The following is a 21,506-nucleotide window of genomic DNA, read 5'->3' as shown; positions in this document are numbered from 1 at the left end:
GACAATCGGGGCCATCATGACCCACGCACACCGCTCCGCCACCCCCATTTCCACCCACGACACCACGCGCATTGATGACACGCGCATCAAGGCCGTGCGCCCGCTCATCACGCCGGCTCTGCTGCAAGAGTGGCTGCCCACGCCCGATGCGGCACAGACGCTGGTGGAAACCAGCCGCGCCGCCATTTCGCGGGTGCTGCAAGGGCAGGATGATCGGCTCATCGTGGTGGTGGGGCCCTGCTCCATCCACGACCACAGCCAGGCCATGGAATACGCCCACCAGTTGAAGGCACAGGCCGATGCACTGCAGGCCGACCTGCTCATCGTGATGCGCGTGTATTTCGAGAAGCCGCGCACCACCGTGGGCTGGAAGGGCTACATCAACGACCCGCACCTCGATGGCAGCTTTGCCATCAACGAAGGGCTGGAGCTGGCGCGGCAGCTGCTGCTGGACGTGCTGGCCGTGGGCCTGCCGGTGGGCACGGAGTTCCTGGATTTGTTGAGCCCGCAGTTCATCAGCGACCTCGTGAGCTGGGGCGCCATTGGTGCGCGTACCACCGAGAGCCAGAGCCACCGCCAGCTGGCCAGCGGCCTTTCGTGCCCCGTGGGCTTCAAGAACGGCACCGATGGCGGTGTAAAGGTGGCCAGCGACGCCATCCAGGCGGCGCAGGCATCGCACGCCTTCATGGGCATGACCAAGATGGGGCAGGCCGCCATCTTCGAGACACGCGGCAACCAGGACTGCCACGTGATCCTGCGCGGCGGCAAGCAGCCCAACTACAGCGCAACCGATGTGGATGCGGCCTGCGCCATGCTCCAGGCGGCGGGCCTGCGCGAGCAGGTGATGATCGACGTGAGCCACGCCAACAGCAGCAAGCAACACCAGCGCCAGATCTCCGTGGCCGACGACGTGGCCCAGCAGATTGCTGCGGGCGATGCACGCATCACCGGGCTGATGATTGAAAGCCACCTGCAGGAAGGTCGTCAGGACATCGTTCCCGGCCAGCCGCTGCAACACGGCGTGTCGGTGACCGACGCCTGCATCAGCATGGCGCAGACCATTCCGGTGCTGGAGGGGCTGGCGGCCGCCGTGCGGGCGCGGCGCGCACGGGCGTGAGCACCATGCGGGCGCCGCCTGTAGAACAGTACGGCTGACGACCTACCTCGCAGCGGCGAGATCGATGTTGCGGGCCGTGGCCAGGAGGGTGGCGCACAGGGTCTCGGTGCCCCCTGCATCCACCGCGAACACGTCGGACGCGCACACGGTAAGCAGCCGCGCTGCATCGACCACACGCCCGCGCGCCCGAAGGCAGGTGCCTTTTGCGGGCGCCACAAGTTTGATGGTCGCATCCACCGTGGCATTGGTCCAGCCTGGCGGCAGCACGCTGCCCGCCGCGGCCACCGCGGCAAAGTCCCCCAGGGCAAACACGGCCGCAGCCTGCAGTTGGCCGGGGCGAAAGCAGAGTGCTTCGCCGATTGGCATCTCCATTTCAACCCGGCCCGCTTCGGCATGGACGAAGCGCAGCCCCAACGTGCGGGCCATGGGCATGGCCAGAACCAATGTCTGCAACTGGGCGATGTGGGAGGTGGACGGTGGGGACGAAGTCATGGCGTTTTCCTGTGAGGTGCGGGCTGGGATGAGGACTTGGTGGGTGTTTTGGGCCGCACACGCGGCCAGTTGCCGGAGTTGCCGGGTGCAGGGGGGCTCTGGGCGGCCTGCACCGCCGGGGGTGGCATCTGCCGCTTGCGCTGTTGCGCTTCGAGCCAGGCTTGGTGTTCCAGCACCACCTGCTTTTGGGCTTGCAACTGGCTGATCTGCTGCTCCAGCGCGGCCGCGCGTTCCCGCAGGGCGTGGACCATGTCGTCAATGCCCAGCGTGCCGGCACGGTAGTCATCGAGCCGCCGGGCAATCTGCGGCAGGGCAAAGCCCAGCTGGCGCGACATGGCAATGAAAACCACCTCGCGCTTGATGCTGGCGGGATAGTCCCGGTATCCATTGGCCCGACGGTGCGGACGAATCAGCCCCAGCCGTTCGTAGTGGCGCAAGGCGTGGACGGACACCGAGGCCTGGTGGGCAAGTTCGGAGATCTGCATGCCACGAAGGCTAGCAAGCCTGGTGTTGCGCGAAGGTTGCCTTGGTGACTGATCGCGCATCCCTCGCAGCCAAGTCGTCGTTTTTTCATTTGGGACAAACCCGCATGGTGCGGTGCGTCAACGCGGGCCTGTGCGGTGTAGCATTGATGTTTTACCAGTGGTGGCCCCGGCGTTTGCGGATTCCTGCAGCGGCTGGGCCGTCCGGCATGTGCCGCTTTACCGCCCCACTCCCTTGTTGTTGACGCAGCTCCGGCCCTCCTACAACCCTCCCCAGGCGGCAAAACGCCCAGAGGTCGGATGCGTACCCATGGGCCTTGCCCCCGCGTGACCATGCCGCCTGCGCACGCACCCCAAGAGGCCGCGCGGCTCCACGCATTGCAGTCCTACGCCATTCTGGATACGCCCTCGGAAGATGCGTTTGACCAACTGGCCACGCTGGCCGCGCGCATCTGCGACTGCCCGATGGCCGTGGTCAATTTTGTCGACAGCGAGCGCCAATGGTTCAAGGCGGCGGTGGGGGTGCCGTTCGCGCAGACCGACCGCGCCATCGCCTTTTGCGACCACGCACTGGACGGCAGCCGCGATGCCGTGGTGGTGCCTGACGCCAGCAAGCATCCAGCATTTGCGGGCAATCCGCTGGTGGTGGGCGAACCCCGCGTCCGGTTCTATGCCTGCGTGCCGCTCGTCACGCCGGAAGGCTTTGCGCTGGGGACGCTGGCCGTGCTGGACACCGTGCCCCGCACACTGGGGGCCGAGCAGCTCGACGGCCTGAAGATCCTCGCAGGGCAGGCCATGGTGCAGCTGGAGCTGCGCCGCCAGAAGCGCCTGCTGGCCCAGCTGGTGCAGGAGCGCGACCAGATGCACGCCGAGATGCTGGCCCAGAGCGACGCGCTGCGTGTGGCGGGGCAGATTGCGCGCATCGGGGGATGGACAGTGGAACTGCCCAGCCTGCAGCTGACCTGGTCGCAGGAGATCGCTGCCGCCTATGGGCTCCCCCACCGCGTGGGGAGCCTGGCCCAGGTGCTGCAGCTGTACACGCCGCCATACCGGGTGCCGATGCAAAAGGCGTTTGACGAGTGCATGCTCCATGGCACGCCGTTCGACATGGAGGCCGAGGTGGCCATGCCCGGTGGCGGGCGATTCTGGGTGCGCACGGCCGGTCAGGCTGCGCGCGATGCCGGTGGCCAGATCATCCGCATCCAGGGGGCCTTCCAGGACATCTCGGTCCAGCACCAGGCCCGGCAGGCACGCCGCGAAAGTGAAGAGCGTTTTCACCTGGTGTCGCGTGCCACGGCCGATGCCGTGTGGGACTGGAACCTGAACACCGATGCCATGTGGTGGAACGAAGGCATGCAGAACCTGTTTGGCGTGCCGCTCGACCAGCTGCCGCCCGACAGCACCTCCTGGACACTGCGGCTGCACCCTGAGGACAGCCAGGAAATCCTCCACGGCATCCACGCAGCCATTGACGGCACGGACAACCACTGGTCGGCCGAATACCGCTTTCTGCGGCAGGATGGAACGTATGCCTGGGTGCTGGACCGGGGCTTCCTGATTCGCGACTCGGCCGGCAAGGCCGTGCGCATGGTGGGCGGCATGACCGACATCAGCGCACAAAAGCTGACCGAACTCGACGCACAGCGCGATGCCCAGAACCATGCCGAGCTGCTGCACGTGCAGCAGCGCATCTCGTCGCTGGACCTGCCCCTGCCCGAAGTGCTGCAGCTGGTGGCCAACACGGTGCTGCGCCAGACCCTGGCCCGCGGTGCGTTGGTGGAGCTGTTGCAGGGCCACCAGCTGGTGGCGCAGGCCTCGGCAGGCGACCACGTGCGGCCTGTGGGGCATCTGCTGGCCGTGGACCAGAGCCTGCTGTGGCCCGCACTGCGCGAAGGGCGCACGGTGGTGTGCAACGACACCGAGGCCGAGGGCTGGGACATGGCTTCGCTGCCCCACCGCCATGGCGTGCGCTCGGTCATGGCGGTGCCGCTGCGCACGGCGCAGGGGGTGGTGGGCTCACTCAAGGTGACGTCGGACAAGCCCAACGCGTTCTCGCGGCGCGATGTGGCGCACCTGGAGATCCTCACCGAATCCCTGGGGGCCATGGTGCAACTGCGGCATGTGGCCGGGCAGCTCCGGGCGTCGGAGCAGCAGTACCGCATGCTGTTCAACGAACATCCCCATCCCATGTGGGTGTACGACAAGGAAACGCTGCGCCTGCAGGCTGTGAACCAGTCGATGGAAACGCACTACGGCTACACCGAGGCCGAGTTGCTGGCGATGGAAATGACGGACCTGTGGCCGGCCGAACGGCACGCCACCATCCGGGAAGCCCTTCAGGCGATTGCGATCGACCAGCGCAACAAACCAGTGATCAGCCGCCACGTCAAGAAGGACGGCACGTTCATGGATGTGGAGATCACGGCTGGCAGCATCAGCTTCAATGGCCGCCCGGCGCGGCAGGTGCTGGCCACCGATGTGACCGAGCGCCTGCGCACCGAACGCGAGCTGGCCCGCATGGGCCGTGCCCAGCGCCTGTTGAGCGCATGCAACGAGACCCTGGTGCGCGCCACGTCAGAAACCACGCTGCTGCAGGCCATCTGCCAGATTGCCGTGGACATCGGCGGCTACCGCATGGGCTGGGTGGGGTTTGCACTGGACGACGAACGCAAGTCCATCGAGCCAGTTGCCCATGCGGGGTACAATCAGAACTATCTCGAAAACCTGCAGCTTTCCTGGTCGGCCGACGACCCCTACGGCCGGGGACCGGCGGGCACGGCCGTGCGCTCGGGCAAACCCGTGATCGTGCAGGACATCCGAACCGAGGGTGACTTTGCCGACTGGACCGAGCGCATGCTGGACCACGGCTTTCATGGCGTGATCTGTCTGCCTTTGCAGGACCGCGATCGCAACCGCGACCGCACCTTTGGCCTGCTGTACCTTTACGCGCCCGACATCTTGCAGATCAGCCCCGAAGAAGCGGCCCTGCTGCAGGAGCTCTCCAACGACCTGGCCTTTGGCATCACCAGCCTGCGCGCGCACAAGGCGCAGCAGCGGCTGCAGGCCTCGGTGCTCAAGGTGGCGGCGGCAGTGTCGGCCAGCACAGGCACCGAGTTTTTTGTGCAGCTGGTGCGCAACATGGCCGACGCCCTGGGGGCCCAAGGCGGCTGCGTGGTGCGGCTGTTGCCCGACGTGCAGGGGCGACCGCCCCGGGTGGCCACGCTGGCTGCGGTGCTTGATGGCCAGATGTTGCCCAACGACGAATACAGCCTGGAGGGCACACCCAGCCTCATGCTGCTGTCGCAGCGCGCGCACGTGGTGACCGACAAGGTGCAGCAACTGCACCCCGATGCCCCGATGCTGCGCTATGTGGGCGCGCAGGGTTACGCAGGGCAGCAGCTGTGCAACGCCGATGGCGAAGTGGTGGGCATTGTGTTTGTGCTGTTCCGCCAGCCCATTGCAGAAACGGACTTCATCACATCCACGCTGCAGATCTTCGCCGCGCGCGCGTCGTCCGAGATCGACCGGCAGCAGGCCGATGCCCGCATCCGCCACCAGGCCTCGCTGCTGGACAAGGCCCAGGACGCCATCCTCGTGCGCGACCTGGAACACCGCATCATCTTCTGGAACAAAAGCGCCGAACGCCTGTACGGCTGGTCGCAGTTGCAGGCGCTGGGCCAGTCCATCGAGACGCTGCTCTACGACGACCCCGCCCATTTCCGCCATGCGACGCAGACGGTGCTGGAGCAGGGCGAGTGGACGGGCGAGATCGTGCACCGCCACCGTGACGGCAGCACCATCGAGGTCGAGGGCCGCTGGACCCTGGTGCGTGGCGACGACGGCCAGCCGCAATCCATTCTGGCCATCAACACCGACATCCGTCAGCGCAAGGCCAATGAGCGTGAAATCCAGCGCCTGGCTTTCTACGACGCGCTCACGGGCCTGCCCAACCGCATGCTGCTGATGGACCGCATGGGCCATGCGCTGGCCAATGCCCAGCGCCGCCAGCAGGGCGGGGCGCTGCTGTTCATCGACCTCGACAACTTCAAAACCCTGAACGACACCCTGGGCCACGACCAGGGCGACCTGCTGCTGCAGCAGGTGGCGCAGCGCCTGAACACCTGCGTGCGCAGCGTGGACACGGTAGCCCGGCTGGGGGGCGACGAGTTTGTGGTGATGCTCGAAGAACTGAGCCCCAAGCCCCACGAGCTGGCTCTGCACGCGCGCGGGGTGGGCGAGAAGATCTTGGCCATGCTGGCCGTGCCCTATGCACTGGCGGGCTACCAGTACCGCAGCACGCCCAGCATCGGCGTCGCGCCGTTCACCGGCGAGCAGACCAGCGTGGGCGAGCTGCTCAAACAGGCAGACCTGGCCATGTACCAGGCCAAGACCGCAGGGCGCAACACACTGCGCTTTTTCGACCCCGACATGCAGGCCGTGGTAACGGCCCGCGCCGGGCTGGAGACCGACCTGCGCGCGGCACTGGCACAAGAGGAATTCTTACTGCACTTCCAGCCGCAGATGCACCAGTCTGGCCGCTGCGTGGGGGTGGAGGCGCTGGTGCGCTGGGCCAGCCCGCAGCGCGGCATGGTGCCCCCTTCCGTATTCATCCCGCTGGCCGAAGAAACCGGGCTCATCCTGCCGCTGGGCCGCTGGGTGCTGCACACGGCATGCAAGCTGCTGGCCACCTGGCAGGCCGATCCCCAGCTGGCGCACCTGACCATGGCGGTCAACGTGAGTTCGCGCCAGTTCCGCCATGCCAGTTTTGTGGACGATGTGGCCCGCGTGCTGGCCATCACCGGGGCGCCAGCCCATCTGCTCAAGCTGGAGCTGACCGAAAGCCTGCTGGTGGAAGACATGGAGACCACCATCGCCACCATGGCGGCGCTGCGCTCCCACGGCGTGGGGTTCTCGCTGGATGACTTCGGCACCGGCTATTCGTCCCTGAGCTACTTGAAGCGCATGCCACTCGATCAGCTCAAGATCGACCAGAGTTTTGTGCGCGACCTGCTGACCGACCCGAACGACGCCGCCATTGTGGACACCATCATTGGCCTGTCGCGCAGCCTGGGCCTGGAAGTCATCGCCGAAGGCGTGGAGACCCCCGAGCAACGCGAGCTGCTGGCCCGCGCCGGCTGCCAGCTCTACCAGGGCTATCTCTTCAGCCGCCCCCTGTCTGCGGACCTCCTGGGGGCCTTCCTGCGCCCCTCCCCCGCGTAGACAGCCCACGCGGCCCTTTTTTTTCCATCGCCCTGACGGCCCGCGCGCCGCCGTCGGCTGCGTTTTTTCGCTGCAACGCTGTCCTTTGCATCCATTCGGCCACCTCAAACGCCCTCAAACCCCTTCTGAAGATGGGCACCACGACGCTCCGCTGCGCCCCAAGTTGTCCCTCTGTCTTCTTCTTATGTTGTCTATAAATACATAGTCGTAGTAGTAGAAGGCGCCCCGAATTGTGGACAACCGCTTTTTCTTGAGGTGTGGCGGGCACTTGCGCGCGCGCCAACCCTGTGCACCGAACCCTCCTGCCGTTGTCGTGGGAACGGGGACAAAACACGGTGCCCGCCTTTTTCTGTGGATAACCAGGTGGTTGTGCCAGAACTATCCCCAGTCTTACGCACTGGACTGGATTTGCACCGATTTCTTTGCAAAAATGGCACGCAGCGCTTATTGAATAAGCGGTTTTAGCTATCTTATTGATAGTAATTTGGATGGTTGGGGCTTTCACACCCGGGATGCGATGGGCGCCAAAGCCTGGCCAGACAGATCGCCAGGCCTTGGGGGGGTGTCCCCAAGCACCAGGTCTGCCGTCCCCGTTGCAGGCCATTGCCCTGGACTTGGTGGTGCGGCGAGGCCTGTCTGAAGGGGTTCTGGTTATTCTTTTATGGTTCTATATATAAATAGCAGTAGTAGTAGAGCGACCCACTTTCTGTGGACAAGCCCATTTTTACCAATGCTGGCGCGGGCTTGCGTCGCTGCAAAGTCTGTGTGGCGGCCTGCACAAAGGCCGGGGCTCGCAGACAACAACTTCCAGCTATTGCCATTTGGTGTGGATAACCTGCAGGTTGTGCCAGAACTGTTCCCAGCGTTATCCACAATGGGCTTGGATGGACGCCTGCAGCGGCCCTAAAAAGCACAAAGCCCGGGGTCCGTCGAGGACTCCGGGCTTTGCAAAGGAAAGAAGGAAGGAGGCAACCGCCTAAGCGGTAGAACCCGAGACCTGGGCCAAAGGTTTACTTTGCGGGTGCGGCAGGCGGCTTGGGATGGTGGCCTTCGCCACCGCGCATGCCGTGGTGCCCGTGCCGGCCTTCTCCCTCGCCCTTCATGCCGCCCATGCGGTGGCCCCGGTGGGCCTGGGCGTCAAACGTCTTCTGTTGCTCGGGCGTCAGGGCCGCGTAGAAGGTCTTGGTGGCCTCGCCACGGCGGTCGGCCTCGGCAGCGTGCTGGGCGCGCAGGGCCCGCATGCGGTCGATGCGTTCAGGGGTGGTCAGCTTGTCCATGTCCTTGTGGTCCAGGCGGGCCGTGCGTTCACCGGGTTGCATTGCGGCGGTGAACGCCGTCCAGGCGGGTTCTTGTGCGGCAGTCAACTTGAGCTGGCCCTTGAGGGCTGCCATGCGCTGGGCCATGTGGGCCTGGTGGCGTTCATGGCGGTCACCCGCCTTGTGGCGGCCTTCAGGGGCCGTGGCGCCTGCTGCCGGCGGGGCAGCGGGCGGTTGTTGCGCCAGCACCGGCAGGGCCAGGGCAGCAAGAACAGCGGTGGCGGCCAGGTGGTGTTGGAATTTGAAAACCATGGTGTGAATCCTTTCACAGGGGTTGGGGGCTCGCCAGGACGACCGTTCCGGCGATTGAGGGCCAGTGTCCGCCCCGCATGTATCGCCGCCATACCCGTTGGGTGAGGCTGTGTAAAGTTGTGACAAGAAGCTGCTCGCCTTCCATCGAATAGATGTCAGGTGAAAATGGTATCTACCGCTTTATCAATAAGCTTTTTAAGCTATAAAAAAAGTAGCGTATACATGTGAGCTTTTCGTACCGAAGGCGGGGCTTGCAGGGGAGCTGGCAGCGACCGTCGACAATGGCGTGTTCGGCGTTTGCCGGTGGTTTGTTTAACGATTTCCCAACAAAAGGTTTTCCGTGTTCAAGAACATGATCGTGTACCGCATTGCGCAGCAATGGCAGGTCGAATTGACGCAAGTGGAAGAAGCCCTGGCCAAGGTGCCCTTCCTGGAATGTGGTGCCACGCAGGAAAAATCCCTGGGCTGGGTGCCGCCGCGCGGTGATGCGCACGGCCCGCTCGCCGAGTCGGTCGGGGGCCAGTGGATCCTGCGCTTCATGGTCGAGTCCAAGGTATTGCCTGGTAGCGTGCTGGCCCGCCGCGTGAAGGAAAAGGCCGAGCGCATCGAGCAGGAAACCGGCCGCAAGCCTGGCAAGAAGGAAAGCAAGGAGCTGAAGGACGAGGCCAAACTCGACCTGCTGCCCATGGCCTTCACCAAGCAGGGATCGATGTGGGTATGGATTGACACCACATCGCGCCTGCTGGTGCTGGACACGTCCAGCCAGGGCCGGGCCGATGAAGTGGTCACCCTGCTGATCGAAGCGCTGCCCGGGTTGTCGGTGTCGCTCATCAACACCCAGACCAGCCCGCAGGCCGCCATGTCCCACTGGCTCAAGGAGCAGGAGCCGCCCGTGGGCTTCACGGTGGACCGCGAATGTGAGCTCAAAAGCGCCACCGAAGAAAAAGCCGTGGTGCGCTATGCCCGCCACCCGCTCGACATCGAAGAGGTGCAAGCCCACATCGACGCCGGCAAACTGCCCACCAAGCTCGCGTTGACCTGGGACGACCGGGTCTCCTTCATGCTCACCGAAGGCCTGCAGATCAAGAAGGTGTCGTTTCTGGACACCGTGTTCGAAGGCACCAAGGCGGACGACGGCGGTTTTGACACCGACGTAGCGATTGCCACGGGAGAGCTGGTCAAGCTGATTCCGGATCTGATCGAGGCGCTGGGGGGGGAGGCGGAGAGTGGAGTGGCGAGTGCGGCGGCTGCTGTGGCCTCGGAAGGAGGCAGCATGCCCGCGCCTTCCGTGGCATCACGTGCCGCCACGACCTCAGCACCTGCGCGAAAAAGTGGTGCTGGTGGGGTGGTGACGGGGCCTGCGCAAGTCCCGGTGGATACGGATCCGGAGTCGGCGCCGTTTTGAGGGTGTAAAGGGCGTGCCGCGAAGGTGGTTCGTCCCCTCTAAGGCAAAGTGCCCTGCCCAAAATACGACGGATTGTTTTTCGTCCGAGGGTTGCGTGAAACGCAATCAGCACCTACCAATTCTGGTAGTTAATATTTAAATTTCTTGCCATAAAATATTCTGATGAATATTAATACCCTTTCATCAAAAAATCATTCCATCGAGACTTTAAGAGCGGCTGCAGTGATTCTGGTTTTTATAAATCATCTTCACTCTTTGAATGTTGTCTCTATTCCGTATTTTGGAGTTGTTGGCGGATGGATTGGAGTACAGATTTTTTTCGTTATCAGTGGATATCTGATTATTCAGAGTGCACTTCGTTATTCCGCTGGGGATTATATAAAACAACGAGTTTTTAGAATATATCCAGCATATCTATTTTGGTTTGTTTTATTTTCTTTTGTTTTTGGCCAATTTCAATCTGATTCGGTTGACTTCAAAAGTCTGTTGATCCATCTATTGTTTCTTCAGCATTTTTTTCCGGAAGCATATCTGAAATACAACGCCTTGAGTGTCAGCTGGACGTTGACCATCGAGGTGGTGTGGTATGTCATCGCTTTTCTTATTGCTACAAGGTTTGTTAAAAATCCATCCAAGATCACGGCAGGCTTTGTGCTAGTTGCCTGCATCTGGGTATATGGAGGTACAAAATGGCATCCTCTGGTTGATAGTATGGAAGGAATATATGTGTATTTCTTTGTTCATAACAATGCAATTGCCCAGATGCCATTTTTTGTTTTCGGTGCGTGGATTGCGGTCAAACAACCGAAATATGATAAGGCAGCATTGCTGGCTATTTTTATATCCACCGTTGTACTTTTTAAGTCATGGGAGCCAGTATTTCCATCGCCTATATTTCTAACGGGGCTTGGAGTGTCCGCACTCTTTTTGATTTTAGAAAATAATGATTATAAAAATCCAAAATCGGTAAAAATTCTTTCTGATATATCATATTCATTTTATTTGATTCACTATCCTGTGATTGTGTTGTCATCTCAATTTGTTGATAATAAATATCATCAAATGTTCTTGGCATTATTTGCAACCGTGATTCTTTCTTATATGAGTTATAGACTGATTGAGCAGCCATTCATGAACATGGCAAAAAAGAAACCAAAAACAATTTTGGTGGCTCAGTGAATCCGGGTAAAAAAATAGAATACCGTCCCGATATTGATGGATTGCGCGCCATTGCGGTATTAATGGTGCTTGCGGTTCATGCATCTCCAGCCAGCCTGCCCAATGGATACGTGGGTGTAGACCTGTTTTTCGTGATTTCGGGTTACCTCATCACATCCATTCTGTGCAGAGAGTTGGCCCAGGGGTCCTTTTCCATCAGGGATTTTTACGTTCGCCGAATCAACCGTATTTTCCCTGCCCTGATCCTGGTGCTTCTGGTCTGCTTGCTTTTGGGCCCTGCGCTGATGTACCCGGGCGAATATGCGCAAATGGGTAAGTCGGCGCTGTTCAGTGCCTTGTTTTCAGCCAACATTCATTTTTATCTGGAGTCTGGCTACTGGGATGTAGCCAGCAAACTCAAGCCGTTGCTGCATCTTTGGTCGCTCGGGGTAGAAGAGCAGTTTTACCTGTTGTGGCCATTGATCCTGCTCTGGGCACATCGTACGAAACGCTCCATGGTGACGGTTTCCCTTGTCGTGGTTTTTGGCTCGATGGTGGTGAATCTCATCCTCACGAACAAAAGTCAGGCAGCGGGCTTCTACCTGCCGTTCGGGCGCCTTTGGGAGTTGGCCTCTGGAGGGGTGATTGCCTGTATTCAGTGGCAATCCTGCAGCAACCCGTCCGGAAATGCTCCTTATGACAAGCAGCGGCAGGATGTATTGAATATTGCGGGATGGTCTGGCATTGCGTTGCTGGTTGCCACCCAGGTTGTGTTCATGGATGCCACCGCTTTTCCAGGTTTCTACACCGTTGCGGTGGTGATGGCTGCTGCAATGCTGGTGCTGGCGGGTCCTGGCGCTTGGTTCAACCGTAAGGTGCTCTCGCATCCCGCAATGGTTTATGTGGGCAAACTGAGTTACCCGCTGTACCTGTGGCATTGGCCGCTGCTGGTATTCGTACGTCTGCTGGGAGATGGGCAGTGGTCGTCATCCCACCGAAATTTGGCGGTTCTGGCTTCGATCGTTCTGGCCGTGTTGACCCACCATGGCGTTGAAAGACCGTTGTCCAAGCATGTGGAAAGCAGGAGATTTCTTGCAGTCCTGCTTTTGGCGCTGATGACGGTGGCAGGAGGGATCGCTTGGCTCGGCTTTGCTGGCAAGGTTCCGTTGACCGGTGTGCCCTACCCCAACGCAGCATTGACCGCTTACGACAAGCCGGAGATAAAAAGCCAGGGGAAGGTAGCACTGGTGGGTGACAGCAATGCCGGGCACTTGTTCTACGGCCTCTCGTTGCTGTATGGGAGTCGACTGGAGGTCGCGTCCACGCCGGGCTGGCCCTACCTTGATGGGGTCAGGTACCGGCCGGGCTATGTGCCGCATCCAGAACATGTGGGTACCCCGCAGATGACTGAACAGGTATTGCGTCGCCTTGAGGCTGATTCAGACGTCCGCTTGGTTGTTCTGTCGAATGTGTACTTGATTTACTTCACTGGCAATAGCCTGCGCAGTATCCAAGGTGCGGGGCCCAATGAGACATCGACCCAGGCGTATGAACGCGGCCTGCGGCGCACCCTGGAGCGGCTGGTGGCCAAACAGAAGAAAGTGGTGTTGGTGAAGTCCATTCCTATTCATTCGGTGTTGCTGAATGTGACAGGCTGCGCTGGTGATGTCCGGCCCGCCTTGCGCCGCGAGCCCGCTGAATGTTTGCGGGCCAGGGATGCTGTCGATGCTGAAAGACGGGAATACGACGCCATGGTGGAACGGGTGATTGGCGGGTTGCAAGGCGTGCATGTGTTGAACACGCTCGATGAGCTTTGCGATGCTCAGTACTGCTATATCAACCACAAGGGGGTACAGATGTACATCGACCCAGGCCATTTCACTACGGCCGGGAGCCAGCTCATGGCGGCTGCCCTTGCTCGCAAGATTGAAGACGCGCTGGCGCCATGAAGCCTGTGGCCCCAGGGCCTCCGGGCCCTGGTCTGGCGGGTTTTCAGTTTTGCAATGCAGGCCGTTTGGTGGCCACTTTTGCAATCTCGCTCACAAACAGTTTCTTCCACGCATCCTGGGTTGAATCGGCGACCAGTTGCGGCATGAACCCGAATGCCAAAGTGCGTTCGCCTTTCACCAAGATGCCTTGTTCCCGTTGAAGCAGTTCTGTGGCCAGTATTCGGTATCCGGGGCGGGGCGTGATCGACGCGTAACCTGCGTACAAGCGTTTTGAAGGCTTGAGCCGGTAGACTTTGCCGTCGATCAGGAAGATGCCGCCGTTCTTCTTCCACTCGACATTGGCTATGCCGAATACCTCGTGCATCCAGTCAAAGGTGGGTTTGCCGTTTTCGTCGAATTCACCCAGACGCATGTCCTGAATGAGCGCGCCGCCGTTTTTCCAGTAAGCGGTCAACTTGGTCTTGATGCTTTGCGGCATGGCCACCTGGTGGGGCACCAGGATGGCATCCAGCTGTTGGATGATGGGGTCGTCTGCGAGAAGGTTTTTTTCGCCGATGACGTGGATCTGCATGCCGGGCTCGCTGCTCAGGATCTTGTAGGACGCGAACAATGCATCGCGGTGGGTGTTTCTGTCCGCGCTTTTTTCACCGTGCCACACGTGGAAATTGGTGGTGGAGCCCAGGATGCCAATCCTGATCCGGCGGTCCGGGCCAGCCGTCGCGGCGGGATCAGGCTTGGCAGTGCTGGTGTGAATTTTGTTCAGTTGCAGGTTTGCCAGCGAGCCACTGCCTGCCTGGTGCTGGAGCCCCCCGATTTCGTAGCCCACCACACGGGCCTGGGACAGCGATTGGGCGATCGAGCGCTGGATGACGGGGAAAAGTTCTGGCGTTTTCTTGGCCGCTTCCCACCGCTCTGCGTAGGCACCGACCATGATCTTCTTGTAGCCCAGCGAGCCCATGTAGTTGGCAAGTGTGGGCAGCACATCCGGATCTGCCACCAGGCCGTAGCCGTCGTAAAAATTGAAATCAATGACCGCGATGTCGATGCATGGGGCCAGTTTTTCCACAATACCGGTGGCGTAGATGGCGTCATGCGACGTGAAGGTCTCCGCAAAGTAGCCAATCGCTTCTGCACCCTTGCTCCGGATCACGTTGGCGTAGGCACAGGTGGCTTCCTGGAGCCGGGCTTCCCGGAATTCCTTGTGGGCATGCAGCAGGGGTTCTGCTTTGGGCACACCTGCAGCGATGTTGTTGTTGTAGTTGATGATGGGTTGCTTGGCGTTGTATTTGTTGAAAAACGCATTCTGTGTGGACTCTTTGTAGTCCCTCCACTGATAGCCCATTTGCCCATACTTGATTTCGTGCTCTTCCTGGAGGCCGATGGCGTAGCCCAGAACCTTGCCGGGGTAGCGTTTGGAAAAGTGATCGACCGTTTGCGCAATGAACGGGTCCGCGTAGTTCCTGATCGATGCATCGGTGAAGTCGGGTTGCCAGCTCGGATCGCCCGAGAAATTGCGCATGGCCATGTCCGGATGCGCTGTGGTGATCCATTGCGGCACCGTTGACATGTGGGGCACGAGCTGGCCGGTTTCGTCCTTGTAGGGGCGTCCACCCATGTCAATGACCAGCAGCAGCGACAAGCCGCCGTTGACGATGGCATCCAGATGGCGGTGGTAGTGGGCAAATTCGTACTGGCCCTTGCGGCGCTCGATATCGGACCAGTTCAGATAGATGGTGGCGTGGCTGAAGCCCTGGGCCTTGAGTTCGCTGGGCAGATTCTTGTTCTGATTGAGGTCCCAGGGCATAACGATGATGCTGGAAACGGGGGCGGGTGGGGCTGCATGGGTGGTCAGCGCAACCAACGAAACAAGGATGGCGGCAATGCGGAGAAATTTTTTCATCAAAGCGCTGGAAGAGAGGTTCGTAGAAGGTGTTGGGCGGCCTGGATTCACAAGATGCGCCACTCGCTGAGTGGGAGAAACTCTTGCAACGAGAGGGGCTTCCATTCCATTGTTCCATGAACAACAGGGGCACTTTGATCTTGTACTGCGCTACACCGGCGCAGGTTTGCAGTGCGTCGCTGTGTGCTGAGAAGCTCGTTCAGCAGGCCCTCTGCACCATCTCCGCCAGCGCATGCACATAGGGGTCCTCGATGCCCAGCACGCTGAATTGCGCGACCAGCTGATCAAGGTATTCGCGGTTGCTGCCGATGCGGCCACAGGCGCTGGCGATGGTGGCGGCGGTGGCCTGCATCGACAGGTCACCCCGATAGTGCGTGTGGGCCGTGTTGGCCGTCAGCACCAGCGCCTGGTTGACAGTACCTTGTGGGGTCTGCAGTGGAAGCAGTGCGGGGCAGTAGGCGCCAGTGATCATCTCGCGGCGCCAGAGCAGGCGTGACTCCTCGGGAACCAGCGGGGCGGGGATGCGGAACACCAGGCCTTCGCACTGCTGGCCCGCGTGATTGTCACTGTCACGCTGCAGCGTAAGCACCAGGCCAGGGCAATCGGGTGTGCCTCGACCAATGGTGGTGCCGAGGGCAAAACGGCGCACATACCCGGGCAGGGTGGCCTTGCGCACTTCGTCAAAGTGAAACCCCGGGTTCCACATCAGCGAGCCATAGGCAAACACCCACAGGTCGTCCTGCCGTGCGGTGATGGCGTCCAGCACCTGGCGGCGCGAGCGTTCCACATCGCTATCGGGCAGACGCCAGTGGGCGGGCAGGCCCTGGCCGCGCGCCTGGGCATCCCATTCGGCGAGCACTTCGTCGGTCAGGCGCAGGCCCGAGGCATGGGCAGGGATGAGCTGGCCTTGCAGCTCAGGCAGGTGGGCAAAGGCGTCTGGCGTGGTCATGTGCAGTCAGTTTGGCAGCAGCTTATCGGTGTGCCACATCGAACACCAGCACCTCGGCGCCCACGCCGTCGTTGAGCAGCACCAGCACGTTGCCATGGCTGGGGTCGTGCAGGCCACAGCAGCTGCCAAACGAAAAGCGGTGGGCGCTGCGCAGCCAGCCGGTGGAGGATTGGTCTCGGTCCGTGGTTGCGCGGACAGTGATCATGGTGGGGTTGTCCGGGTGCTGGCGGGGGGTTGTATGGGTGGTCGCTTTTTTTGCCTGTCAGGCGATGGCATTGCGTGAACTGTAGAGGGCGACAGCGCCCAGATAAACAAGGGGCAGGCCAACGGAGTGTTCTGAAATCGTGACCAATCAGACGATGCGGTGCAGACCGCGCTGGCGTGGGTCTTTGTGGCTGGTCGTGTTGCGCACAGCCTGGGTCAGATCCTCACCACCAATGTGCGACTGCGTGGCTTGGTGTTCACCGTCAACTTTGTGGCGGTGTTGAGGATGTGGGGCTGGCTGGTTGCGGTGCAGGTGGCGGGTGCGAACTGACGCCGCTGTGGCGTTCGCTTCGGCTTCGAATCAGCGGCCCACAAACTGCGGGCTTTGGCGTCGGTGAAAGGCCTCTACCCCCGCGCGGAAGTCCTCGGTGCCTGCGCAGTGCACAAAGGCGTCCTTTTCTGCAGCCAGCTGCTCGGGCAGGGGGCGGTCCATCGATTCGCGCATGAGGCGCTTCATGGCGCCGTAGGCCACGGTGGGCCCGGCGGCCAGGTGCTGGGCCAGGGTGGTGGTGGCAGTCTCCAGTTCGACGGCAGGCACGATGCGGTTGATGAGGCCCAGGCGCAGGGCGTCGTCGGCCGTGAATGCTTCACCCATCAGCGCGATTTCCAGCGCCTTGCGCACGCCCACCAGGCGCGGCAGCGCCCACGATGCGCCCACGTCGCAGCTGGCGCCCAGGTTGATATAGGCAAGGTTGAAGCGCGTGCCTTCGGCGGCGATCACGTAGTCCGCCATCAGCAGCAGGCTCAGGCCCGCACCGGCTGCCACGCCGTGCACCTGGGCGATGACGGGCGCGTTCATCTGTGCCAACAGGAGCAGTGCTGCGTTGAGCGGCGTGAGGATGTCGATGGCGCCCTGCACCGGGTCGGCCCGCAACGTGGCCAGGTCGCCCCCGGCCATGAAACCCCGGCCGTTGCCACACAGCACCACGGCGCGCACGCCAGGGTCGGCGGCAACGGTCTGCACGGCGGCGAGGACGGCGTTGGCCATGGGCACGTCGATGGCGTTGAGCGCATCGGGCCGGTTGAAACGCAGCGTGGCGATGGCGCCGTTTCGTTCCAGCAGCAGGGGGGCGGTCGGGGCGGCGGTGGTTTTCATGTCAGATTGGCCTCTAGCGCATGATGGATAAGCGCTGACAGCTCCTTTTTTGATAGTAATCTACGCGGAAAGTGGTGGGCCCCGGGCTAGTGGTACAGCGCCTCGATCTCGGCCGCGTAGGTCTTGTAGATGCTGGAGCGACGCACTTTCATCGTCGCTGTCACCTCGCCGTCGTCGTGGTCCAGCTCCTTGGTCAGCAGGTGGAACTTGCGGATTTGTGAGACCTGCGCCAGGCGCTGATTGCCCTGGTTGATTTCGGCGTCGATGAGACCGCGCACCTCGGGGTGCTCCACCAGCGAGCGAAAGTGCGTAAACGGAATGCGCCGCGCCTCGGCCCATTTGCCCACGGTCTCGTAGTCGATCATCACCAGCGCACCCACAAACTTGCGGCCTTCGGCGACGATGATGCATTCCTTGATGAAGGGGCTGCCCTTCATCGTGTTCTCGATCTCGGACGGTGTGAGGTTCTTGCCGCCGGCCGTGATCATGATGTCTTTCAGGCGGTCGACGATCTGGATCTGGCCTTGCGATTCGCGCACCACGTCGCCCGTGTGCAGCCAGCCATCCACGATGCTGCTGGCCGTGGCCTCGGGGTTCTTGTAGTAGCCCGCAAACACCATCTCGCCTTTGATCTGAAGCTCTCCGTTGTCCGCAATGCGGTGCTCCACGCCCAGCGTGGGCACGCCCACGGTGCCTACCACCACATGGTCCAGCCGGTGGCCCGTGACCATGCCGGTGGATTCGGTCAGGCCATACACCTCGATGAGCGGCACGCCCAGCACGCGGAAGAAGCGCACCACATCGGGCGGAATGGGCGCGGCGCCGGTGAGCGCCACATGGGCATTGCGCAGGCCGATGAAGTTCTGCAGCGCGCGGAACACCAGCCAGTAGCTGGCGGCATAAGTGAGCTTGTCGCCAGCGCTCCAGTTGCTGTGCGGCTTCTCGGCCAGCGGCTTGCAGGCGTTGTAGGCCTTGTGGAACAGCGTGCGGCGCAGGCCACCGGTCTCTTGCAGCTTGATGTGGATGGCGGCGTGCAGCTTTTCCCAGATGCGCGGCACGCCCAGGAACATGGTGGGTGCGACTTCGCGCAGGTCTTCCTGCACGGTGCGGATGGACTCGCCAAAGTTCACCTGCGAGCCGATGTACACGGGCACAAAGCTGGTGAGCATCTGCTCGGCCACATGGCACAGCGGCAGGTACGACAGGTGCGTGGTCTCGCGCGACAGCTCCAGCCGGTCCACGATGCCCGGCACCACGCCCCGGATGTTGCGGTACGAAATCATCGCGCCCTTGGGCTTGCCGGTGGAGCCTGAGGTGTAGATCATCAGGCCCACGTCATCCAGCCGCTGGCGTGCGAGCGCGTCGTCGATGATGGTTTGTTGGCCCGACGCTGCGCCCAGCTGCTCGACCTCGTCAAAGGTGGTGATGAACTGCCGCACCTCGGGCGCAAAGCTGCGCAGGCCCTTGGTCTCCATGACCACGATCTTTTTCAGGCGCGGCAGCTCGGGCAGTGCGGCCAGCAGCTTGTCGGTCTGCTCCTGGTCTTCGCAGACCATGATCTCGATGTCGGCATGGCCCACCACATAGGCCACTTCGTTGGTGGGACTGGTGGGGTACACGCCCACCGTCACGGCGCCCACCAGGCCTGCGCCCATCTGGGCCAGCACCCATTCGATGCGGTTCTCGGAGATCACGCCCACATGCCCGCCCGCAGGCAGGCCCAGTGCCCGCAGGCCCAGGCCGAAGTGGCTGGCGCGCTGGTGGTACTGCGCCCAGTTGAAGGGCTTCCAGATGCCGAAGTCCTTTTGCCGGATGGCGATGCGCTGCGCGTCGGTGCGCGCACGTTCGCGCAGCATCTGGGGCAGGGTGAGGTCGGGAAGTGTGCTCATGACAGCCAGCGTTTGCGACGCTTGTAATGCTTGATGTCCTTGAAGCTCTTGGCCTCGCCGCCACCGCCCATACCGAGGTAGAACTCGCGCACATCGGGGTCGTTGGCCAGGCGCTCGGCCGTGCCGTCGATCACGATCTTGCCGTTCTCCATGATGTAGCCCCGGTGCGCCACGGCCAGGGCCACGGTGGCGTTCTGCTCCACCAGCAGCATGCTGGTGCCGCGCTCGGCGTTGATGCGCGCGATGATGGTGAAGATGTCTTCGACCAGCTTCGGAGAAAGGCCCAGCGAGGGCTCGTCGAGCAGGATGAGCTGGGGCTGCGCAATCAGCGCGCGGCCAATGGCGAGCATCTGCTGCTCACCGCCCGACAGGTACCCGGCCAGGCCTTTGCGCCGCTCATGCAGACGCGGAAAGTAGCTGTAGACCAGGTCGAAGTCCGGTGTTGCATCCTTGCGGCCCGTGAGCGCATAGGTCGCCGCCACCAGGTTTTCTTCGACCGTGAGGTCTTCAAACACGCGGCGGCCTTCCATCACGTGGCTCAGGCCGTTGCGCACCAGCTGCTGCGGCGCCAAGGCCGCTGTGGGCTGGCCATTGAAGTGGATGCTGCCGCTCTCCACCGTGCCGTCTTCGAGCGCCAGCAGCCCCGAAACCGCTTTGAGGGTGGTGCTTTTGCCTGCCCCGTTGCTGCCCAGCAGCGCCACGATCTGCCCACGTGGCACGGCCAGCGACAGGCCGCGCAGGGCCTGCACCACCTTGTTGTAGATGACCTCGATGTTGTTGACTTCGAGGACGTTGGCCGGGGTTGGCTGGGTCATGGCAAAGGCGAGGTCAGAGCTTGATCCAGTCAGACGCGGCCACCATTTTTTGCGCTTTCATGTCGGCGCGGTACACGCGCCCCACGGGGATGGAGTTGCCGCTGATGGTGATCGGCACGCCGATCAGGCCGCCGGTGTCGAAGTCCTTGATGCTGTTGAGCGCGGCCTTGAGGTTTTTGCCATCGAGTGGCTTGCCCGCATCCAGCGTGCGCTTGGCCGATTCGGTGAACAGCATGGCGGCCAGGAAGCCCTGGATGTAGGCCGTGCTCTGGTACTCGGGGCGCAGCGCGCGGATCTTCTCCAGCATCGGCGCCTTCTCGGTGTCGTAGTAGTAGCGGTAGGGCATCACGCCCATGAAGCCATCGGCGGCCTCGCCCATCTTCATCACGGTGGAGCTGTCCATGGTCCAGAAGGTGCCCATCCACTTGCTGGTCATGCCTTGCTGCTTTCCCTGGGTGATGAACTCGGGGATGGGCGCGAGGATGTAGCCGTGGAAGATGGTGTAGTCGGGCGCTGCGCGGCGCAGCTTGATGACTTCGGTGGACACGTCCACGCTGCCGGCGGGCGTCATGATCTTGATGGGCACCGACAGGCCGAGCGCCTTGGCGGCAGCATCGCTTTTCTCGATGGGGTCGCGGCCGAACTCGGAGTCAGAGTACACAAAGGCCACCTTGGCGCCGGGCTTTTCCTTGGCGATGTGCTTGAGCAGGATGCCGAACATCTCCGTGTAGTCGGGGCCCACCAGGAACTGGTTCGGGTACTTGGCGGGGTCGTTCAGTTCGGATGCGAACGAGGCCCCGGCCATCAGCGTGGTGCCTGCGCGGTCCAGCTCGGGGTTGATGGTCTTGGAGAAACCGGTGGAGTCGCCGTAGTACAGGTTCACCTTGTTCTGGCTGGTGATCTTCTTGTACGCGGCCACCGACACATCGACCTTGTAGCCCGTGTCCTCGGGCACGTACTTGAGCTTGCGGCCCTTGATGCCGCCAGCATCGTTGACCATCTTCACGTAGTCACCAATGCCTGCGTTGATGCCCACACCCGCAAACGCGAACACACCCGTGAGCGGGATGGAGCCGCCAATCACGATGTCTTCGCCCGACTGCGCCAGCACCGACAGCGGGCTGGTGAGTGCGGCGGCGCCAGCGGCACCGAGCAGCAGGTGGCGGCGCTGGAGGGAAGTGTGTGGTGTGTCCATGTTGTCT

General features: G+C 61.9%; 16 protein-coding genes. 6 read left to right on the top strand and 10 right to left on the bottom strand.

All coding sequences use genetic code 11. The features are described 5' to 3' along the window. The first annotated feature begins 16 nt into the window (after positions 1-16). Positions 17-1,117: a 3-deoxy-7-phosphoheptulonate synthase gene (locus ASE39_RS11310; RefSeq protein ID WP_029414197.1), complete on the top strand. Its 1,101-nt coding sequence runs from the start codon at positions 17-19 to the stop codon at positions 1,115-1,117. 42 nt (positions 1,118-1,159) lie between these two features. On the opposite strand, the gene ASE39_RS11305 is transcribed toward ASE39_RS11310, so the two are convergent. Continuing rightward, positions 1,160-1,609: a PaaI family thioesterase gene (locus ASE39_RS11305; protein WP_057271189.1), complete on the bottom strand. Its 450-nt coding sequence runs from the start codon at positions 1,607-1,609 to the stop codon at positions 1,160-1,162. Beyond that, on the bottom strand, positions 1,606-2,094 hold the full coding sequence (locus tag ASE39_RS11300) for a MerR family DNA-binding transcriptional regulator (RefSeq protein ID WP_057271188.1): 489 nt from the start codon (positions 2,092-2,094) through the stop codon (positions 1,606-1,608). Before ASE39_RS11300 ends, ASE39_RS11305 begins: the two co-directional genes overlap by 4 nt. A 330-nt stretch (positions 2,095-2,424) precedes the next feature. Here ASE39_RS11300 and ASE39_RS11295 point away from each other — a divergent pair, with 330 nt between their 5' ends. Continuing rightward, a complete protein-coding gene (locus ASE39_RS11295) occupies positions 2,425-7,311 on the top strand; it encodes an EAL domain-containing protein (RefSeq protein WP_082615400.1) in 4,887 nt (1,628 codons plus the stop codon). A gap of 1,010 nt (positions 7,312-8,321) precedes the next feature. On the opposite strand, the gene ASE39_RS11290 is transcribed toward ASE39_RS11295, so the two are convergent. Further along, positions 8,322-8,879: a Spy/CpxP family protein refolding chaperone gene (locus ASE39_RS11290; protein ID WP_010465025.1), complete on the bottom strand. Its 558-nt coding sequence runs from the start codon at positions 8,877-8,879 to the stop codon at positions 8,322-8,324. Between the two features lie 340 nt (positions 8,880-9,219). On the opposite strand from ASE39_RS11290, the gene ASE39_RS11285 reads away from it, so the two are divergent. The 3 genes from ASE39_RS11285 (at position 9,220) to ASE39_RS11280 (ending at position 13,391) form a co-directional block, all read left to right on the top strand. Further along, positions 9,220-10,284, top strand: a complete 1,065-nt coding sequence (locus ASE39_RS11285) for a recombination-associated protein RdgC (protein ID WP_057271187.1) — start codon at positions 9,220-9,222, stop codon at positions 10,282-10,284. A gap of 162 nt (positions 10,285-10,446) precedes the next feature. Continuing rightward, positions 10,447-11,463, top strand: a complete 1,017-nt coding sequence (locus ASE39_RS25810) for an acyltransferase (protein WP_082615399.1) — start codon at positions 10,447-10,449, stop codon at positions 11,461-11,463. Beyond that, entirely contained in the window at positions 11,460-13,391 is a 1,932-nt protein-coding gene (locus ASE39_RS11280; RefSeq protein ID WP_140426750.1) for an acyltransferase family protein, read from the top strand. The genes ASE39_RS25810 and ASE39_RS11280 overlap by 4 nt, the downstream gene beginning before the upstream one ends. A gap of 43 nt (positions 13,392-13,434) precedes the next feature. Here ASE39_RS11280 and ASE39_RS11275 read toward each other — a convergent pair whose 3' ends face one another. The 3 genes from ASE39_RS11275 to ASE39_RS11265 all read right to left on the bottom strand — a co-directional run bounded on the left by ASE39_RS11275 (position 13,435) and on the right by ASE39_RS11265 (position 16,445). After that, positions 13,435-15,396, bottom strand: a complete 1,962-nt coding sequence (locus tag ASE39_RS11275; RefSeq protein WP_242421411.1) for a beta-galactosidase — start codon at positions 15,394-15,396, stop codon at positions 13,435-13,437. A 94-nt stretch (positions 15,397-15,490) separates the two neighbouring features. Next, a complete protein-coding gene (locus ASE39_RS11270; RefSeq protein WP_057271184.1) occupies positions 15,491-16,240 on the bottom strand; it encodes a gamma-glutamylcyclotransferase in 750 nt (249 codons plus the stop codon). A gap of 22 nt (positions 16,241-16,262) precedes the next feature. Further along, complete coding sequence (locus ASE39_RS11265; RefSeq protein ID WP_057271183.1) at positions 16,263-16,445, bottom strand: hypothetical protein; 183 nt, start codon at positions 16,443-16,445, stop codon at positions 16,263-16,265. Positions 16,446-16,604: 159 nt separating this feature from the next. Here ASE39_RS11265 and ASE39_RS25805 point away from each other — a divergent pair, with 159 nt between their 5' ends. Next, entirely contained in the window at positions 16,605-16,775 is a 171-nt protein-coding gene (locus tag ASE39_RS25805; protein WP_082606917.1) for an MAPEG family protein, read from the top strand. A gap of 30 nt (positions 16,776-16,805) precedes the next feature. Here the strand turns inward: ASE39_RS25805 and ASE39_RS11260 are convergent, their stop codons facing one another. From ASE39_RS11260 to ASE39_RS11245, 4 genes are all read right to left on the bottom strand, one after another. Continuing rightward, positions 16,806-17,600: an enoyl-CoA hydratase-related protein gene (locus ASE39_RS11260; protein WP_057271182.1), complete on the bottom strand. Its 795-nt coding sequence runs from the start codon at positions 17,598-17,600 to the stop codon at positions 16,806-16,808. Between the two features lie 86 nt (positions 17,601-17,686). Continuing rightward, positions 17,687-19,489 carry an AMP-dependent synthetase/ligase gene (locus tag ASE39_RS11255; protein ID WP_057271181.1) on the bottom strand — a complete coding sequence of 601 codons (1,803 nt, stop codon included), beginning with the start codon at positions 19,487-19,489 and terminating at the stop codon, positions 17,687-17,689. Then, positions 19,486-20,304, bottom strand: a complete 819-nt coding sequence (locus tag ASE39_RS11250) for an ABC transporter ATP-binding protein (RefSeq protein ID WP_057271180.1) — start codon at positions 20,302-20,304, stop codon at positions 19,486-19,488. Before ASE39_RS11250 ends, ASE39_RS11255 begins: the two co-directional genes overlap by 4 nt. A 13-nt stretch (positions 20,305-20,317) precedes the next feature. Further along, positions 20,318-21,499, bottom strand: a complete 1,182-nt coding sequence (locus tag ASE39_RS11245) for an ABC transporter substrate-binding protein (protein ID WP_057271179.1) — start codon at positions 21,497-21,499, stop codon at positions 20,318-20,320. Positions 21,500-21,506: the final 7 nt, after the last annotated feature.

Source organism: Acidovorax sp. Root267, from assembly GCF_001429215.1.
GTDB classification, from domain to species: domain Bacteria; phylum Pseudomonadota; class Gammaproteobacteria; order Burkholderiales; family Burkholderiaceae_C; genus Acidovorax; species Acidovorax radicis.
Note: the sequence above shows the minus strand (reverse complement) of the source record. Positions and strands in the feature narration are given on the sequence as shown.

What these genes read in the sequence shown, in the direction of transcription:
- ASE39_RS11310 (WP_029414197.1), top strand. Translation starts at nt 17, where the DNA reads ATGACCCACGCACACCGCTCCGCCACCCCCATTTCCACCCACGACACC.
- ASE39_RS11305 (WP_057271189.1), bottom strand. Translation starts at nt 1,609, where the DNA reads ATGACTTCGTCCCCACCGTCCACCTCCCACATCGCCCAGTTGCAGACA.
- ASE39_RS11300 (WP_057271188.1), bottom strand. Translation starts at nt 2,094, where the DNA reads ATGCAGATCTCCGAACTTGCCCACCAGGCCTCGGTGTCCGTCCACGCC.
- ASE39_RS11295 (WP_082615400.1), top strand. Translation starts at nt 2,425, where the DNA reads ATGCCGCCTGCGCACGCACCCCAAGAGGCCGCGCGGCTCCACGCATTG.
- ASE39_RS11290 (WP_010465025.1), bottom strand. Translation starts at nt 8,879, where the DNA reads ATGGTTTTCAAATTCCAACACCACCTGGCCGCCACCGCTGTTCTTGCT.
- ASE39_RS25810 (WP_082615399.1), top strand. Translation starts at nt 10,447, where the DNA reads ATGAATATTAATACCCTTTCATCAAAAAATCATTCCATCGAGACTTTA.
- ASE39_RS11275 (WP_242421411.1), bottom strand. Translation starts at nt 15,396, where the DNA reads ATGGAAGCCCCTCTCGTTGCAAGAGTTTCTCCCACTCAGCGAGTGGCG.
- ASE39_RS11270 (WP_057271184.1), bottom strand. Translation starts at nt 16,240, where the DNA reads ATGACCACGCCAGACGCCTTTGCCCACCTGCCTGAGCTGCAAGGCCAG.
- ASE39_RS11265 (WP_057271183.1), bottom strand. Translation starts at nt 16,445, where the DNA reads ATGATCACTGTCCGCGCAACCACGGACCGAGACCAATCCTCCACCGGC.
- ASE39_RS11260 (WP_057271182.1), bottom strand. Translation starts at nt 17,600, where the DNA reads ATGAAAACCACCGCCGCCCCGACCGCCCCCCTGCTGCTGGAACGAAAC.
- ASE39_RS11255 (WP_057271181.1), bottom strand. Translation starts at nt 19,489, where the DNA reads ATGAGCACACTTCCCGACCTCACCCTGCCCCAGATGCTGCGCGAACGT.
- ASE39_RS11250 (WP_057271180.1), bottom strand. Translation starts at nt 20,304, where the DNA reads ATGACCCAGCCAACCCCGGCCAACGTCCTCGAAGTCAACAACATCGAG.
- ASE39_RS11245 (WP_057271179.1), bottom strand. Translation starts at nt 21,499, where the DNA reads ATGGACACACCACACACTTCCCTCCAGCGCCGCCACCTGCTGCTCGGT.